Source organism: Shewanella sp. 38A_GOM-205m, assembly GCF_000518445.1.
GTDB lineage: Bacteria > Pseudomonadota > Gammaproteobacteria > Enterobacterales > Shewanellaceae > Shewanella > Shewanella algae.
Genome location: NZ_JADP01000041.1, coordinates 11,940 through 27,105, shown reverse-complemented (window position 1 = coordinate 27,105; position 15,166 = coordinate 11,940). Strand labels below are relative to the sequence as shown.

Annotated in this window: 10 protein-coding genes and 1 pseudogene; 2 read left to right on the top strand and 9 right to left on the bottom strand. The window is 54.2% G+C overall.

The features are described 5' to 3' along the window. Together N512_RS24200 and N512_RS0118120 are read right to left on the bottom strand one after the other, a co-directional pair. Positions 1–171 (bottom strand): transposase (locus N512_RS24200; protein WP_197021473.1); only part of this gene is annotated, 171 nt, incomplete at its 3' end. Positions 172–329: 158 nt separating this feature from the next. Further along, a complete protein-coding gene (locus tag N512_RS0118120) occupies positions 330–2,495 on the bottom strand; it encodes a M3 family metallopeptidase (protein WP_028781227.1) in 2,166 nt (721 codons plus the stop codon). Between the two features lie 436 nt (positions 2,496–2,931). On the opposite strand from N512_RS0118120, the gene N512_RS0118115 reads away from it, so the two are divergent. Both N512_RS0118115 and N512_RS23355 read left to right on the top strand, forming a co-directional pair. Continuing rightward, positions 2,932–4,983 carry a bifunctional 2',3'-cyclic-nucleotide 2'-phosphodiesterase/3'-nucleotidase gene (locus tag N512_RS0118115; RefSeq protein WP_028781226.1) on the top strand — a complete coding sequence of 684 codons (2,052 nt, stop codon included), beginning with the start codon at positions 2,932–2,934 and terminating at the stop codon, positions 4,981–4,983. Between the two features lie 171 nt (positions 4,984–5,154). Then, positions 5,155–5,770: pseudogene (locus tag N512_RS23355) on the top strand (DUF938 domain-containing protein). Between the two features lie 171 nt (positions 5,771–5,941). On the opposite strand, the gene N512_RS0118105 reads toward N512_RS23355, so the two are convergent. From N512_RS0118105 to N512_RS0118075, 7 genes are all read right to left on the bottom strand, one after another. Then, positions 5,942–6,733 carry a class I SAM-dependent methyltransferase gene (locus N512_RS0118105; RefSeq protein ID WP_028781225.1) on the bottom strand — a complete coding sequence of 264 codons (792 nt, stop codon included), beginning with the start codon at positions 6,731–6,733 and terminating at the stop codon, positions 5,942–5,944. A gap of 99 nt (positions 6,734–6,832) precedes the next feature. Then, complete coding sequence (gene purF, locus N512_RS0118100; RefSeq protein ID WP_025889048.1) at positions 6,833–8,347, bottom strand: amidophosphoribosyltransferase; 1,515 nt, start codon at positions 8,345–8,347, stop codon at positions 6,833–6,835. A gap of 43 nt (positions 8,348–8,390) precedes the next feature. Continuing rightward, positions 8,391–8,879: a CvpA family protein gene (locus tag N512_RS0118095; protein ID WP_025889046.1), complete on the bottom strand. Its 489-nt coding sequence runs from the start codon at positions 8,877–8,879 to the stop codon at positions 8,391–8,393. 107 nt (positions 8,880–8,986) lie between these two features. Next, the gene (locus N512_RS0118090) at positions 8,987–9,580 is read right to left on the bottom strand and encodes an SPOR domain-containing protein (protein ID WP_028781224.1); all 594 of its coding nucleotides are present in this window, start codon (positions 9,578–9,580) and stop codon (positions 8,987–8,989) included. Between the two features lie 20 nt (positions 9,581–9,600). After that, entirely contained in the window at positions 9,601–10,872 is a 1,272-nt protein-coding gene (gene folC, locus N512_RS0118085; protein ID WP_028781223.1) for a bifunctional tetrahydrofolate synthase/dihydrofolate synthase, read from the bottom strand. A gap of 68 nt (positions 10,873–10,940) precedes the next feature. Beyond that, complete coding sequence (gene truA / locus N512_RS0118080) at positions 10,941–11,726, bottom strand: tRNA pseudouridine(38-40) synthase TruA (protein ID WP_025010463.1); 786 nt, start codon at positions 11,724–11,726, stop codon at positions 10,941–10,943. Positions 11,727–11,858: 132 nt separating this feature from the next. Further along, complete coding sequence (locus N512_RS0118075; RefSeq protein ID WP_028781222.1) at positions 11,859–15,101, bottom strand: FimV/HubP family polar landmark protein; 3,243 nt, start codon at positions 15,099–15,101, stop codon at positions 11,859–11,861. Positions 15,102–15,166 lie beyond the last annotated feature (65 nt).

Here is a 15,166-nt window from a genome sequence, read left to right as displayed (position 1 = left end):
GACATTTAGCTCTACTATCCGACACTTCTTCATGCCGCTATAGATATAAATACTGCGACAAACCTCCTGCCCAACTCGGCCCTTCAAGATCCTGTGTCTATACTTTGGCGTCCATACAATGTGATACTGACAGCGATAGAAGACGTGCGATGCACTTTCATATCGGCTCATACTGCTTACTCCTTGATTTGCTGGTAACAAACCGAGTCAGTATGCAGTATGGGCACTCTTCGGGCTGAGCCCCGACTTGACGATCACCACCTCCATAGGAGGTGGTTTTGGGGTAACAATAAAAAACACCCGCCAAATGGCGGGTGTTATCAAAGGTTTCAGTCTACCAGGCCTCGGCGCTTGAGCAGCGCATCCACTGTGGGTTTCTGGCCGCGGAACTGGATGTAGTCCTGCATCAGATCCTCACTGTTCCCCTTGGAGAGAATAGCCTGACGATACTTGTCACCATTGGCTCGTTTGAGGCCACCTTCAGCCATGGTATGGGCAAAGGCGTCGGCAGCGAACACTTCGGTCCACAGGTAAGCATAATATCCGGCCGAGTAACCGCCACCGAATACATGGCTGAAATAAGTCGACTGGTAACGTGGCAACACAGGCGCGTAATCCAGGCCATGTTTGGCACGGGCCTTGGCTTCGAAGGATTTAACGTCCGCCACTTGTTCACCGGCCTTGAGGGAGTGCCACTCCATATCAAGCAGCGCTGCGGCCAGATACTCAACCGTGTCATAGCCCTGGTTGAAGGTAGCCGCTGCTCGCACTTTTTCCAGCAAGGCTTGCGGAATTGGCTCGCCGGTTTTGTAGTGTTTGGCATAGTGAGCCAAAACGTCCGGATCTGTGGCCCAATCCTCGTTGGCCTGGGATGGGAACTCAACAAAGTCCCTTGGAGTAGCGGTACCAGCAAGGCTTGGGTATTTCACCTGCGAGAACAAACCATGAATGCCGTGGCCAAATTCATGGAACATGGTAGTCACTTCATCAAAGGTCATCAGCGTAGGCTGACCTTCGGCCGGCTTGGGAATATTGAGCGCGTTGTACACCACAGGCTTGTTATCCAAAAGGAAGCTTTGGGTCACGTACTCATCCATCCAGGCGCCGCCGTTCTTGCCTACTCTGGCGTAAGGGTCCAGATAGAAGAGCCCGATGGAGCTGCCGTCTTCGTTGAATACTTCCCAGGCGCGGACATCTTCCTGCCATACCGGCAGATCCTTGCGCTCTTTCATTGTGATGCCGTAGAACTTCTGCATGGCGTAGAACATGCCGTCATTCAGCACGGTATTGAATTCGAAGTAGGGCTTGATCTGGCTCTCATCCAGATCGTATTTGGCCTTGCGAACCTGCTCGGCATAGAAGGCCCAGTCCCATGGCTGCAGCTCAAAGTCGGCACCGGAAGCCTTGATTTGCGCCTGGATATCCTTGCCTTCAGCCTTAGCCTTGGCAACGGCCTTGGGTGCCAGGTCATCCAAAATGGCAAATACCGCATCCGGATTACCGGCCATCTGATCGGCCAGTACATAGTCAGCCCAGGTTTCATAACCCAGCAGTTTTGCCTTTTCGGCGCGCAACTGTGCCTGCTTGAGTACGATAGGACCATTGCTGGCCATGGCGCGATTGGACGAAGTCTGCCAAATTTTCTCTCTCAGGCCTCTGTCTTCCAGGCTCGACAGCAGTGGCTGGCGGGTGGTATTCACCAGGCTTATCAGGTAACCCTCTTTACCCGCTTCCTTGGCGGCGTTGGCCAGGGCGCCTATCTCATCCTCACTCAAGCCTTTGAGCTGCGCCTTATCGGTCACCAGGATCACATCATCCTTGAACGACTTGAGAATGTTTTGCGAAAACTCGGTCGACAATGTGGCCAGCTCACCGTTGAGCTCACGCATTTGGGTCTTGTCGGCTTCGCTCAATTTGGCGCCGGCACGGACGAACTGATTGTAATAGAAGTCCACCAGACGCTGATCTTGTGTGCTCAGGCTATCTTTGTGGTTGTAGACAGCTTCAACCCGGGCAAACAACTTGGGATTGAGGAAAATATTGTCGCTGTGTTCGGTAAGCTTGGGAACGATTTCCCCTTGAATGGCCTGAAACTCATCGTTGGAGATCAACCCGGCCAGATTGAAGAAGACCCTGGAAGTACGATTGAGAATGGCGCCGGTCTTTTCCATCGCCACTATGGTGTTATCAAACGAAGCGGCTTCGCTGTTGTTGATTATGCCGGCAATTTGCTGGTTGTGTTCCTTGATCCCGGCTTCAAAGGCCGGCAGATAGTCTGCGATTTTTATCTTGTCGAACTGCGGGGCATGATACTGCAGCGGACTTGGGCTGAGCAGCACATTGCTTGCTGTTTGTTCGGTACTTTTTGCCTCTGGCATACTTTGGCTCGCTTCTTTGGCCGGGGCATTGCTGACGGTTTCATTGGTTTGCTGTTCGGCACAGGCACTCAGCACCAGTGCAGCGCCTATGGCGGTGGCGATTAATGTCTTACGCATCTTGACTCCATTAACGGCAGGCTATTGCTTAGTTATGATTGAATACCCGGGACACCTGTCTCGGCGGGGCAACAGCCCTGTTGATTCCCGCCATTACCTTAACAACTCTTCCGCTATTTGGACAATGACTTAACTGTAAGAAATTCTGCCCTCCCCCGAGGGGCCGACATGACTGAGCAGAAATCCAGCGCCAAAGTTGGGCCTCTTGCGGTCACTGGAACAAGTTTTGAACAACCGGGACAGTCAACGGACATTTATTTGCCACTTGTCACAAATTGTCACCCGTTTTTAACGGCCGATGTCACATAAGTGTCGCCGCCTTTGGGTATACTGCGCCTTGGTTAACCAGATTAATCACATGATTAACAGTGATTTAACCGGATGATGGACGGGATAATCTCCCGGGGTCGATAATAAAAACCAAGAGTAGTAAACAATGCAAACTAAAACATTAGTAACACTGGCGGTTGCCGCCGCATTGGGTCTCAGTGCCTGTGGCAGTGACAACAAGGATGAGCCAACGGTGAGCGTGGATCTGCGGGTTTTGGAAACCACAGATCTGCACACCAACATCATGGATTACAACTATTACAGCGGTAAGGAAGACCCTACTATAGGTCTGGCCCGTACCGCCAGCCTGATCCATGCCGCCCGTAAAGAAGTCACCAACACAGTATTGGTCGATAACGGCGATCTGCTGCAGGGCAGCCCCATGGGCGACTTTATGGCCAAGGTCGGTATCGCCGATGGCGAAGTGCACCCCGCCTACAAGGCGATGAACCTGCTCGATTATGCCGTGGGTAACATAGGCAACCACGAATTCAACTACGGCCTGGATTTCCTGGAGAAATCCCTCGCCGGCGCCCAGTTCCCCTATGTCAACGCCAACGTCTATTGTGATGCCGATGATTGCTGGAAGGGACTCAAGAAAGGTGACAACCTGTTTACCCCTTACCTTATCAAGGAAACCGAGGTTAAGGACACTGACGGCAACAGTCACAAGCTCAAGATTGGCTATATAGGATTTGTGCCTCCGCAAATTATGCTGTGGGACAAGCAGAACCTCACCGGCAAGGTACGCGCCGAGAGCATAGTGGAGAGCGCCAAGAAATTTGTGCCGCAAATGAAGGCTGAAGGCGCCGATATCATTATCGCCATTCCGCATTCAGGCATTGGCTCCACCGAAAACCCAGGCGATCCTGCTGCCGAAAACGCCACCTATGCCCTCACCTATGTCGACGGCATTGATGCCATCATGTTCGGCCACAGCCACTCCATCTTCCCCGATGCCCGCTATGCCGACTTGCCCAACACAGATGTGGAAAAAGGCCTGCTCAACGGTGTCCCCGCCGTGATGCCGGGTCGCTGGGGCGACAACATGGGCCTGGTCGACTTCAAACTGCAACGTAAAGACGGCAAGTGGACTGTACTCTCGGCCCGCACTGAGGCCCGCCCTATCTATGACGGTGCCAACAAGACGCCTCTGGTGGAAGCCGATAAGGACATTCACGATGCGGTTGAGCTCGAACACCAGGGCACCATCGCCTTTGTCGAGCAGCCAATCGGGGTAGCCGCCGCCGACATGTTCAGCTTCCTGACGCTGGTGCAGGACGACCCGACTGTGCAGATTGTCTCCGACGCCCAGATAGCCAACGTCAAGGCCAAGCTGCCGGAAGCACTCAAGTCATTGCCTGTGCTCTCTGCAGCCGCGCCGTTCAAGGCCGGTGGCCGCCATAGCACCACCAGTGATGCCGATCAGTATGTAATGGTGGACAAAGGGCCGCTGACCTTCAAGAACGCCGCCGATCTCTACCTCTACCCCAACACTATGGTAGCGGTTAAGCTAAACGGCGCCGAGCTGAAAGACTGGCTCGAGTGTTCAGCCAACCAGTTCAACCAGATAGATCCTGCCAGCACTGAGCCGCAGGAGCTGGTGAACTATAACCACCCCACCTACAACTTTGATGTTATCGATGGCGTGTCCTACAAGATAGACGTGACACAGCCGAGCAAATACGACCGGGATTGCGCTCTGGTCAATGCCGATGCCTCACGAATTGTGGATCTGGCCTTCACCGACAGCGAAGGCAATGTCTATACAGGTGAAAACCTGGCGGCCAAGGAATTTATCGTCGCCTCCAACAACTACCGCGCCTTTGGCGGAAAGTTTGCCGGCACCGGAAGCGAGCACGTGGTACTGGAACTGCCGGACACCAACCGTGAAGCTCTGGCGGCTTATATCACAGAGCAGTCCAAATACAATCCTGAAACCGACAAGTATGACGCCATGGTCAACCCCACGGCCGACTATAACTGGGACTTCAAGAGTATAGATACGGCTGTTGCCCTGGATATCCGCTTTGCGACCCAGGACAGTGACAAGGCCGCCAACTTCATCCAGGCCAACCAGCAAAGGACCATGACCAAGCTGAGTACCGATGAGCTGGGCTTTGCCGTCTACCGCATAGATCTCAAGCCTGCCCAATAAGGCTGTCAACTGAGACTGAAAACGACCCAAGCGCCCTCAGGGGCGCTTTTTTATGCTTCTTTGCAGATTAGTCTTGCCATGATTTAAACCTCTGGCGATGTTATAAAGTCAGTACGATAAAACACCAGACTCACTCAGCCGTCACGACGGCAAGATTGCAGGAAATCTTTTATGTCTTCGATACCCGCGCCCTTCTCCCAAGCCTGTGAAAACAACCGCGAGCCGATACTCAAAATACTCAAACAGGCATTCTCAGGCTGCCGCAGGGTATTGGAGATAGGCAGTGGTACCGGTCAGCACTCGGTCTACTTTGCCCCGCAGTTACCGCACCTGGTGTGGCAATGCAGCGATCAACCCCAGTATCTGGATGGGATCCGCGCCTGGCATGCCAAACTCCCGGCGAGTAACCTGGCCGAGGTGATCACTCTGGAGGTGTGCTCACCCTGGCCGCAGTCGGCAACTGAGCCGGCGCCGGATGCCATCTATAGCGCCAATACTGCGCATATCATGAGCCAGCCCATGGTGGAGGCGATGTTTACCGGCATAGGCAAAGTATTGCAAAGCGGCGGCCGTTTCTGCCTCTATGGCCCCTTCAACTATCGAGGCGATTACAGCAGCGACTCCAACCGGGTGTTCGATGCCATGTTACGGCAGCGCGATCCGCAAAGCGGCATTCGCGATCAAGAGTGGATCCTGATGCTGGCCGCAGCCCAGGGGCTTGAGCTTTGCCAGGACCATGCCCGCCAACAACCGCCTGCTGGAGTTTATTCGCAAAACGGCTCGCTAACTGAGAAAAAAGTTACGCGAAAAGGCAACGAGAAAAAATCGCGAGACAAATTCACGAGAAAAAGTCACGAGCCAATAGTCGTGATAAAAAGTAGTGAACAAAAAGTAGCGGGCAAAATAAGCGTTTTACCTGAAAGCCCAGGCGCTATCTGCCTCTGAAGCGCCTTTGTTTTTACACGGCTTTGGCGTAGAGAAACAGATCTGTGGCCTTGACCTCGCCCTGCTCCAGATAGGGTTTACGCAGACTATCGATAAGCTCAAACCCGGCCGCGGCCAACTCACTGACGAAAAACACTTCGGGATAATAGTGGATAAATACCCTGTCTCCTGCGCTGGAGCTTTGATAGCCGGACTCTTGATAGTCATCCTCCATGGAGGCCAGATACAGGAGCCCGCCGTCATTCAGTAGCGCACGGCAGTCTTGCAGTAAGGCAATCACATCCTGACGTTCAAGATAAGGCGTAATGAAGAGCAGAAGTATTGCATCAAAACCCTCTGGCGTGTCTAAGCCATCAAGGGCATTAAAGTCATCAAGGGTATTAAAGCCATCAGAAACCCCTAGGCTTAGGGGCGTAGCTGCACTTTCAGGCACATCTAAGGTTGCGATAGCCTGCACGGCATCAGCTTCAAGCAGCGACGAAAGACAACCAAGCTCGCGGCTATCCAGCCGATAAAAACGTCCCTCGGGCAACAATTCACCGGCAAGCGCCACCATGGCCGGCGCCGCATCTATACCCACTATCTCGAGCTCAGGCACCCTTTTTGCCAACATGCCGCTGACATGCCCTGGGCCACAGCCTATATCCAGTAACCGCAGGCGCCGTCCGGCACAGGCCTGATACTGCTTCAGCAAGGAGGCAAAACGGTTATGGGCCGAGTCATAACAATCGTTGCCGGCAAACTTATCCCGATAGGGAAGTGCCATTTTGTCAAAGGTGGCCACGGTTTCCCGGTACTTATCCATTGTGCTTCTCTCCCTGCACCATCAACAGTCGAGGCTCAGCATACTGACTGGCACAGAAAAAAGCCAACCTCAAGGGTTGGCTTTATCAGAGAGTACTTATCAAGGATGGCAGACGTTATGCAGCTCCAGGTTGGTACCTATATCCTTATTGCGGTTGGCCTTGGCGTCGTCGTTACGCAGCTGGGTTAGATGATCCAGATAGGCCTGATCCACATCCTTGGTGATGTAGTGGCCGTCAAACACTGAGGTTTCGAAGCGCTTGATATCCGGGTTTTCCATTCGCACCGCTTCCACCAGGTCGCTCAGATCCTGGAAGATGATGCCATCTGCGCCAATGAGACGGGCGATTTCATCGGCATCACGGCCATGGGCAATCAGCTCATTGGAGGTTGGCATGTCTATGCCGTAGACGTTGGGGAAGCGGATCTCGGGCGCGGCCGAGGCGAAATACACCTTCTTGGCGCCGGCTTCACGAGCCATCTCGATGATCTGCTCTGAAGTGGTACCACGCACTATGGAGTCGTCCACCAGCAGCACATTCTTGTCCTTGAACTCGGCGTTGATGGCATTGAGCTTGCGTCTGACCGACTTCTTGCGCTCCTGCTGCCCCGGCATGATAAAGGTACGGCCGATATAGCGGTTCTTCACGAATCCCTGACGGTAAGGCAGATCCATGCCTCGGGCAATTTCCAGGGCGATATCACAGGAGGTTTCCGGAATAGGGATCACCACATCGATATCATGGTCATACCATTCCTTGCGGATCTTCTCACCCAGCTTGGCACCCATGTTGACCCGGCTGGCATAGACTGACACCTTGTCTATGGTGGAGTCCGGACGGGCAAAATAAACGAATTCGAAGATACAGGGGGCATAGCTTGGCGCTTCGGCGCACTGACGGGTAAACAGCTCACCTTCTGTGGTGATATACACGGCTTCGCCGGGAGCCACATCGCGCATCACTTCGAAACCAACGGCATCCAGTGCCACGCTTTCTGAGGCCACCATATACTCGGTACCAGAGGCTGTCTCATGCTTGCCGAGCACCAGAGGGCGAATACCGAAAGGATCGCGAAATGCCACCAGGCCCTGACCGATAATCATGGCCACCACGGCGTAGGCACCGCGGGTGTCGGCGTGCACCCGGGAGACAGCATCGAACACTTCATCCGGGCTCAAGGTCAGGCTGTCGGTCTTGTCCAGCTCATCGGCCAACAGGTTGAGCAGCACTTCAGAGTCGGAAGTGGTGTTCACATGGCGGCGCTTGTTGCGCAGCCCTTCGGCCAGTTGCACTGTATTGGTCAGGTTGCCGTTGTGCGCCAGAGAGATCCCGAAAGGAGAGTTCACATAAAACGGTTGGGCTTCAGAGGCACTGGAGCTGCCGGCCGTGGGATAACGCACATGGCCCAAGCCGGCGTTGCCCTGCAGCCGCTGCATATGCTTGGGTTCAAATACGTCCTTGACCAGACCATTGGCCTTACGCAGGCGAAAGGCATTCTGATCGATAGTCACTATGCCTGCAGCATCCTGGCCACGGTGTTGAAGCACTGTCAGTGCATCATAGATGGTCTGATTGACCGCCGAGCGGCCAACGATTCCGACGATACCACACATGGGTAAGCTTCCTCATTGTAAGATGTTCTGATAATTGTATTTTTTATATTTTGGGTACAAAGCTTGAGGTATTTTCCAGGTAGTCAAAAAACCACTGGATAACCACCCCGAATTCGGGCACCAGTTGCGAACCCTGCCACCAATCGGTTTTGGGTGCGCCGGTAAAGGCATCCATAAAAAAGAGTATGGCACTGACTATCAATGCGCCGCGCAGCGCACCGAAACACAGGCCAAGAATTCTGTCCGTTCCCGAGAGCCCTGTCTTGGAGACCAACTGGCCGATCAAATAGTTCACCAAGGCCCCCACTATCAGGGTGACAATAAACAAGATGGCGATGGCAACCCCGTTTCGCAGCACCTCATCATTGATTTGAGTGATATGAACGGCAAGGTCCTGATAAAACTGGCTGGCGATGAAAAAGGCGGCGAACCAAACCACCAGCGACATGGCTTCTTTGGCAAAACCACGGATCAGACTGATAAGGGTCGATAATCCGATAACTATGATGATGGCGTAATCTATCCAAACCATGGGTAGAAATATCCGGTGAAGATTTAAGTCGGCGGGATTCTACCAGAGAAGGCAAGCATTCTCACCCCCGGGGCGTAAATAATTGCTTGCCGACTCGGGGCAAACTGTCATCTTTCCTGTGGGTTATAGCGAACCACTTTACCCTTGAGTTTGGTCAACTCTTCAACCTTCTTCTGCTGCTGTTTGATGCGATCACTGGAGACATCCGGACCGACAAACACCCGGGTCAACTTTCCGTCCACAGGCTTGTCCGGCAAGGTATAGGCGCTGAATCCGGCCTTGCGCAATTTGGCTACCAGGGCTTTGACATTGGCCGCGTTACTGAAGGCGCCGAGCTGTAAAGTCCAGGCCGCATCACGGGGTTTGGCCTTGGGTTCAGGAGTCTTTTTGACCTCCTGTGGCTTGGATTGGGCGGTGTTGGAAACACTGTTTTCGGTAGCCTTCACCTCGGGCGCCGCCGGTTCGACTTCAACCTGAGGCTCGTCTGTCTCCTGTGCCAAGTCCAGAGTCTCGGCTACATCCAGGGTTTCAAACTCGCCCGGCTCCGCCAATTGGGATTCGGTATCCGGCCGCAGCGGAATTTCAGTGAACTGCTCTTGCTGGCGCTCTTTCTTGCCATCGAGAATGTCAGGTAAAAAGATCACCCCCAAAGCGACCAATACTACGGTACCTACCAGACGGTTATGAAACTGAGTCGACAAAATATCTTCCTTCCAGTCAATTAGATAAGCGCTTTAAAGCCCGAAACAGTGTAAAAGGAGCCAAAGACAATTACCACATCTTCGGCGCCGAGTTTGGGTTTGAGGTATTGCCAGCAATCCGGCATCTGTTCAAATTCCTGGGCGTCACAGCCATCCGGCAGGGCTTTTCGCAAACGGCCGGCATCGGCACCACGCTCATTATGCAGCGTCACCAACAACCAGCTGTCTATGCTAGGCGCCAGCGCCTGCATCACGCCCTCGATATCCTTGTCCTTGAGCATACCGCAAACGCCATAGACTCGCCCCTTGGCCTGCAGTTCATCCAGCCTTTGCGCCAGATAGCGGGCCGCGTGGGGATTGTGCGCCACATCCAAAATAATCAGCGGCACCTCACTGATATGCTCCATTCTGCCACTGAGCCTGGCACTGGCGAGCCCTGAGCGAATCGCCGCTTCGGAGAGTTCAGGCCAGAGTTGTTCCAGCGCCGCCAAGCTGGTGGCGGCATTGGGCAGAGGTAATTGCGGCTTGGGTAAGTCTGCAAACTGCCAGTGCTCACCGCAAAAATCCCAGCCTGTGCGGGTTTGCTTGTAGGAAAATGCCTGCCCCACCGCCTTGAGTAAGGCGCCCTTTTCATTGGCAACATCAACTACGCTGGCAGGCATCTCGGCATCGCCCACTATCGCCGGGCGGTTCTTACGGAAGATGCCGGCTTTCTCACGGCCAACCAACTCCCGGGTGTCACCAAGATACGCCTGATGATCAAGATCTATGGCGGTTACCACACTGACATCGGCATCTATGATATTGGTGGCATCCAGCCTGCCTCCCAGGCCCACTTCCAGAATAACCAGATCCAGCTTGGCCTGCTTGAACAGCAGTAACCCGGCCAGCGTGGCATATTCAAAGAAGGTCAGCGAGGTGTCGCCCCTGGCCGCTTCTATGGTTTCAAAGGCCGAGATAAAGTCGCTATCCGGTGCATCGACGTCGTCTATTCGCACCCGCTCATTGTAATTGATGATATGGGGTGAGCTGTAAACCCCGACCCGATAACCCGCCGCGCGCATGATCTGCTCCAGCATACGGCAGGTGCTGCCCTTGCCATTGGTACCGGCAACAGTGATCACCTTGGTGCTGCCCAGTGACAGCACCCCGAGCCTGGCCGCAACTTGGGTGACCCGCTCGAGCCCCATATCGATTTCGGTCGGATGAATGGCCAGCAGGTAGTCCAGCCAAACAGACAAAGGAGCGTTGGCTCCCGGTAGCTGATGCGGATGAGCGGATGATTGCGACATTTGATTCTTCCCTTAAATCTTGATGTTGCCGCAAGCAAAAGCGTAGCGGCAACAGCATGCTAACGGTTTCAGTCCGGCATAAACAGTGGGCCCATGGCCAACTTGGGCAGTTGATATTGCTCAGGATAGCTGACATGCACCAGATAGAGGCCATTGGGTTTGGCCGTGGGGGCAGCCTTGGTTCTGTCTTTGAGCTCCAGCAACTGTCCCAGCCAATCCAGCGGCTGATTGCCAAGCCCCACTTCCAGCAGCGAGCCGACAATATTGCGCACCATGTGATGCAAAAAGGCATTGGCTTCGATATCCACTATCACATACATACCCTGGCGGGTCACACTGACTCTGTGCACATTGCGAAACGGGGTGCGCGACTGGCATTGGATCGCCCTGAAACTGGTGAAGTCGCGCTCGCCCAGCAGATACTGAGCCGCCTGATGCATCTTCTGTTCGTCTAGATCGCCGTGATAATGGCTGACGCCACCACGCAAAATGCCGGGACGGAAATTGTGGTTGTAGATAATATAGCGGTAGCGGCGAGCGGTTGCCGAAAAGCGGGCATGAAAACTGTCATCCACCTCTTTGGCCCAACGCACCGCGATATTGTCCGGCAGATTGGCATTGACGCCCAGGGTCCAGGCGCCTTCTTTACGCACGGCAGAAGTATCAAAATGCACCACTTGCCCGGTGGCGTGTACCCCGGCATCGGTGCGACCGGCGCATTGCAGTGCTATCGGCTCATTGGCGACCATGGATAAGGCCCGCTCCAACTGCCCCTGAACTGAATCCACTTCCGCCTGGCGCTGCCAACCATAATAGCCGCTGCCGTCATATTCGATACCCAACGCGATACGCATCTGTTTCTCCCCTGATCTCAAGGCGGCGAATTCTACCACAGAGCGAGCATTCGCCTCCAAGAAAAAGCCCGGACAATAAACGGACTGCATAAAAAACGGCGCTCCAGGCGCCGTTTGAGTATTGATTGAGCTCTAGCCCAAGGTTTTTATCAGGGCTGCAGCTTCCTCTTGCTGGCGGGCGTTGCCGTCCAGCTCCACCTCTTTAAGCAATGCCTTGGCGCTGTCTTTGTCATCGATTTCGATATAGGCCCGCGCCAAGTCCAGCTTGGCATTGACAGAGTTTTCCTCATCATCGACATCGACCATAGCGGCGGCGCCAACGAGGGAGTCGAGCTCACCCATATCCACATCCAGCTCCTTGTAGGGGTCGGTATCACTGTTGCCTTCATCGGCTTCACTGAGCAGGCGCTCAATATCGATAAAACCGTTTTCCTTCTGGAAGGCGCTGAGATCGTGCTCAGGTACCATGCTGGAAGCCACCTTGCCTTTTTCTTTGGCATCGAGGGCCGCCAGTGCTTCATCCACTGTCAGTTTATGGTCTTCGAGATCCAGCGAGTCATCATCATCCAGTTCGAGACTGAATTCCTCATCCGCCTCGGCTTCCTTGGCAACGTTTTCAGAAAAAGCGGCCAACAGGTCATCGTCGCTCAGGCTCTTGTCACTGTCGTCAGTATCCTGGGCCAGGTCAATATCCAGAGCCTGCTCGGTATCTGTTACGCTGTCTTCAACATCAGCAGCCTGTTCCTGGTTAGAGAGTTCCTCTTGAGCCAAGAGCTCTTCTATGGCTGAAGGCTCTTCTTGCGCTGAGGGCTCTTGCTTTTCTTGCGCTGAAGGCTCTTTTGGCGCTGAGGGCTCTTCCTCAACCAAAGGCTCTTTGGGTGCGGAGGGCTCCCACTCAAGAATATGGGGATCATGGCTCTTGCTGCCGGCCTTGAGATCGTCGAAGAAGCCGGAATCCTTGTCGCTGCGTTGAGCGCTTTGTGGCGCGCTGTCGGTATCCCTGCTCTCATCGGCTAAAGTATCGGTTTCATCGGACTTCTTAGGCTCATCCAAGTCCTCAGCCTGCGACAAGCCTGCCAGCATGGCATCCAATTCGGCATCGCTGCGCTCAGTGGCATCATCCGACTCAACCTCTGAGCTATCTTCCTCGTCAGTCTCAGCTATCGCCTCATCAACGTTATCTATCGCAATTACGTCATCCGCAAGCCCAGCCAACAAGGCGTCCAGATCTTCACTCTCTCCCTCAGCTTGAACCGGCTCTGCTTCAGCTTCCTGAGTCTCGACAGCATCGCCCAAGTCATCGAAGCCTGCCAGCAAGGCATCTATGTCTGCCTCTGTATCGCTGGAGTCTATGGCAACATTGTCATCTTCAAGCTCTGCGGCGATAGCGTCACTTAAGTCTTCCGTTTCAGTGCTCTCTGCTGCCGGCGAGTCGAATCCAGCCAACAAGGCATCAATGTCTGCTTCTTCGCCCAGCTCGGTATCAGCTGAGTTATCCTCATCCAGCACGGCGGCAATGGCAGCGCTGAGATCTTCCTCGGCTTCAGTCTTACTATCGTCTTCAACTTGAGTACCGGCTTCAATTTGAGGTTCTGTGTCTTCTTTGACGTCAAACCCGGCCAGCAGCGCATCGAGATCGGCTTCCTGTGTCTCATCCAGAGTCTCTTCAGCCTGCTCATCTTCTGCCAATTCGGCAGCGATGGCGGCACTGAGATCTTCATCCTCATCAATGACTACAGCGCTGTCATCGGCCTGGCTCTCCAGATCCAAACTCTGCAGCTCTGTATCCAATTCAGGCTCGGAACTCTGCTCTTCGGGTTCAAGATTAAGATTCTGTTCAAGCTCGGCTTCAAAGCTCTGGTCGAAAGCGGCCGTCACATCTTCGGGTAAGGTTTCACTGAGCTCAGGCTCTGATGCTGGAACACTTTCGGCCTGCAACTCTTCAGGAATGGTTTCCTGTTTATCGGTATCGTCCAATCCGGCCAGCAGTGAGTCCAAGTCTTCCTCTGCGGCGTCTTCCTGCTCACCCGACTCCTGCTCGCCCATGGCTTCGGCCCAGAGATCATCGAGGGACTGGCCTTCATCTTCGGCCTCTTGGGTGTCATCCCCCTCTCCCGAGTCGATGAACATCTCCTGCGCCATGTCCATCTGCTCGTTGTCACTCTCAACTTCCGGCTCAGGCTGCAACGCTGAGCTGTCGACATCCAGCAGTGAATCAATGGAATCGTCCGGATCATCATCCAGATGCACCGCCAATTCATCGTCGGCATTGGCCATCTCGGCTGTGGCCGCGCCGGCGACAGCCGCGGCAGCCATTGGAGCCGCTTCGGTCTGTGGTGCTTGGGCATCACTCTGTTTACGTCTGCGGCGCAGCATGCTCCATAGCAATAACAACAGCAGTACCGCGGGTATGGCCGCGGCCAGGGCCAGTAACAACGGGTTGTCCATCAGGCTGCGCCAGAGGTCGTCCGGCTCATTAGCCGTAGTGCTGGCAGCTTGAAGTTGCTGCTTGAGTTCAGCATTTTCGGCTTTGAGTTGCTGCTCCTGCTTTTTGCTGGCCTGCAGCGATTCTTCCAACACAGACAGACGCTGATTCAGTTCATCGATTTGCGCTTGCAGCCCTTGGTTATCGGTATTGGCCACTGTGAGCATGTCCTGCGCGCGTCCCAGTTCATCGGTCAGGCTCAGATTGCGGCTCTGCAGCGCTTCAATGCTGTTGTCGTCGGCCGTTTCCGGAGTTGCTTCCGTGGCTGCTTTTTCGGTTGTGGTGGCTGGCGATTTGTCTGCAGCCACTTGAGTTGGCTCAGTCGATGGCTCACTGACTTTCGGCTGCGCGCTGTTTTCCTTGGCACTTGTAGCTACCTTGGATGGCTGCGCCGCCGTTGGAGTTTGGGTGGCCGACGTTGGCTCTTTTGCGGCTTGGCTTTCACGCTCGGGGGCTTTGGCAGTTTCAATTTTGCCATCATCTGCTTTTAGCGGCTTACCGGAAGACCAGCTCTTGTCGTCCTGCTCGGCACGGGCTCTGGCCATACTCTGGGGAATAGCCTGCATCACCTCTTTGGAAGGGATCAGCAGTATCATGCCCCGTTCCAGGCTGTTGTAATTATTGGAGGTGAAGGCGTGCGGGTTGGCCTCAAATATAGCGGCCATGACCTGATAGATGCTGACACTGGAATCCGGTCTGACTTTCTGGGCAATGCTCCAAAAGGTGTCTGATGGCGTAGTCGGACCATACTGGCGTACCTGTTGGCGCACCTGACCATCAGGGCCGGTAATTTTCAGGCCTTCTGCATGGGCGGGTTCAATGAGAGTACCTTGGTTCAGGGCAAAAAAAGCGGCCATCAGGCCAACAAGATATGAAGTGCGAAAGTTCATCCATTCTTCCCTTTCAAGCGCTGGTTTCGCCAACTGACGACTGGCTTTAGGCATTTGTATTTATT

Coding starts and splice junctions, on each gene's coding strand:
- N512_RS0118095 (WP_025889046.1), bottom strand. CDS start 8,879: ATGGTTTGGATAGATTACGCCATCATCATAGTTATCGGATTATCGACC.
- N512_RS0118075 (WP_028781222.1), bottom strand. CDS start 15,101: ATGAACTTTCGCACTTCATATCTTGTTGGCCTGATGGCCGCTTTTTTT.
- truA (WP_025010463.1), bottom strand. CDS start 11,726: ATGCGTATCGCGTTGGGTATCGAATATGACGGCAGCGGCTATTATGGT.
- N512_RS0118105 (WP_028781225.1), bottom strand. CDS start 6,733: ATGGATAAGTACCGGGAAACCGTGGCCACCTTTGACAAAATGGCACTT.
- N512_RS0118120 (WP_028781227.1), bottom strand. CDS start 2,495: ATGCGTAAGACATTAATCGCCACCGCCATAGGCGCTGCACTGGTGCTG.
- N512_RS0118115 (WP_028781226.1), top strand. CDS start 2,932: ATGCAAACTAAAACATTAGTAACACTGGCGGTTGCCGCCGCATTGGGT.
- folC (WP_028781223.1), bottom strand. CDS start 10,872: ATGTCGCAATCATCCGCTCATCCGCATCAGCTACCGGGAGCCAACGCT.
- purF (WP_025889048.1), bottom strand. CDS start 8,347: ATGTGTGGTATCGTCGGAATCGTTGGCCGCTCGGCGGTCAATCAGACC.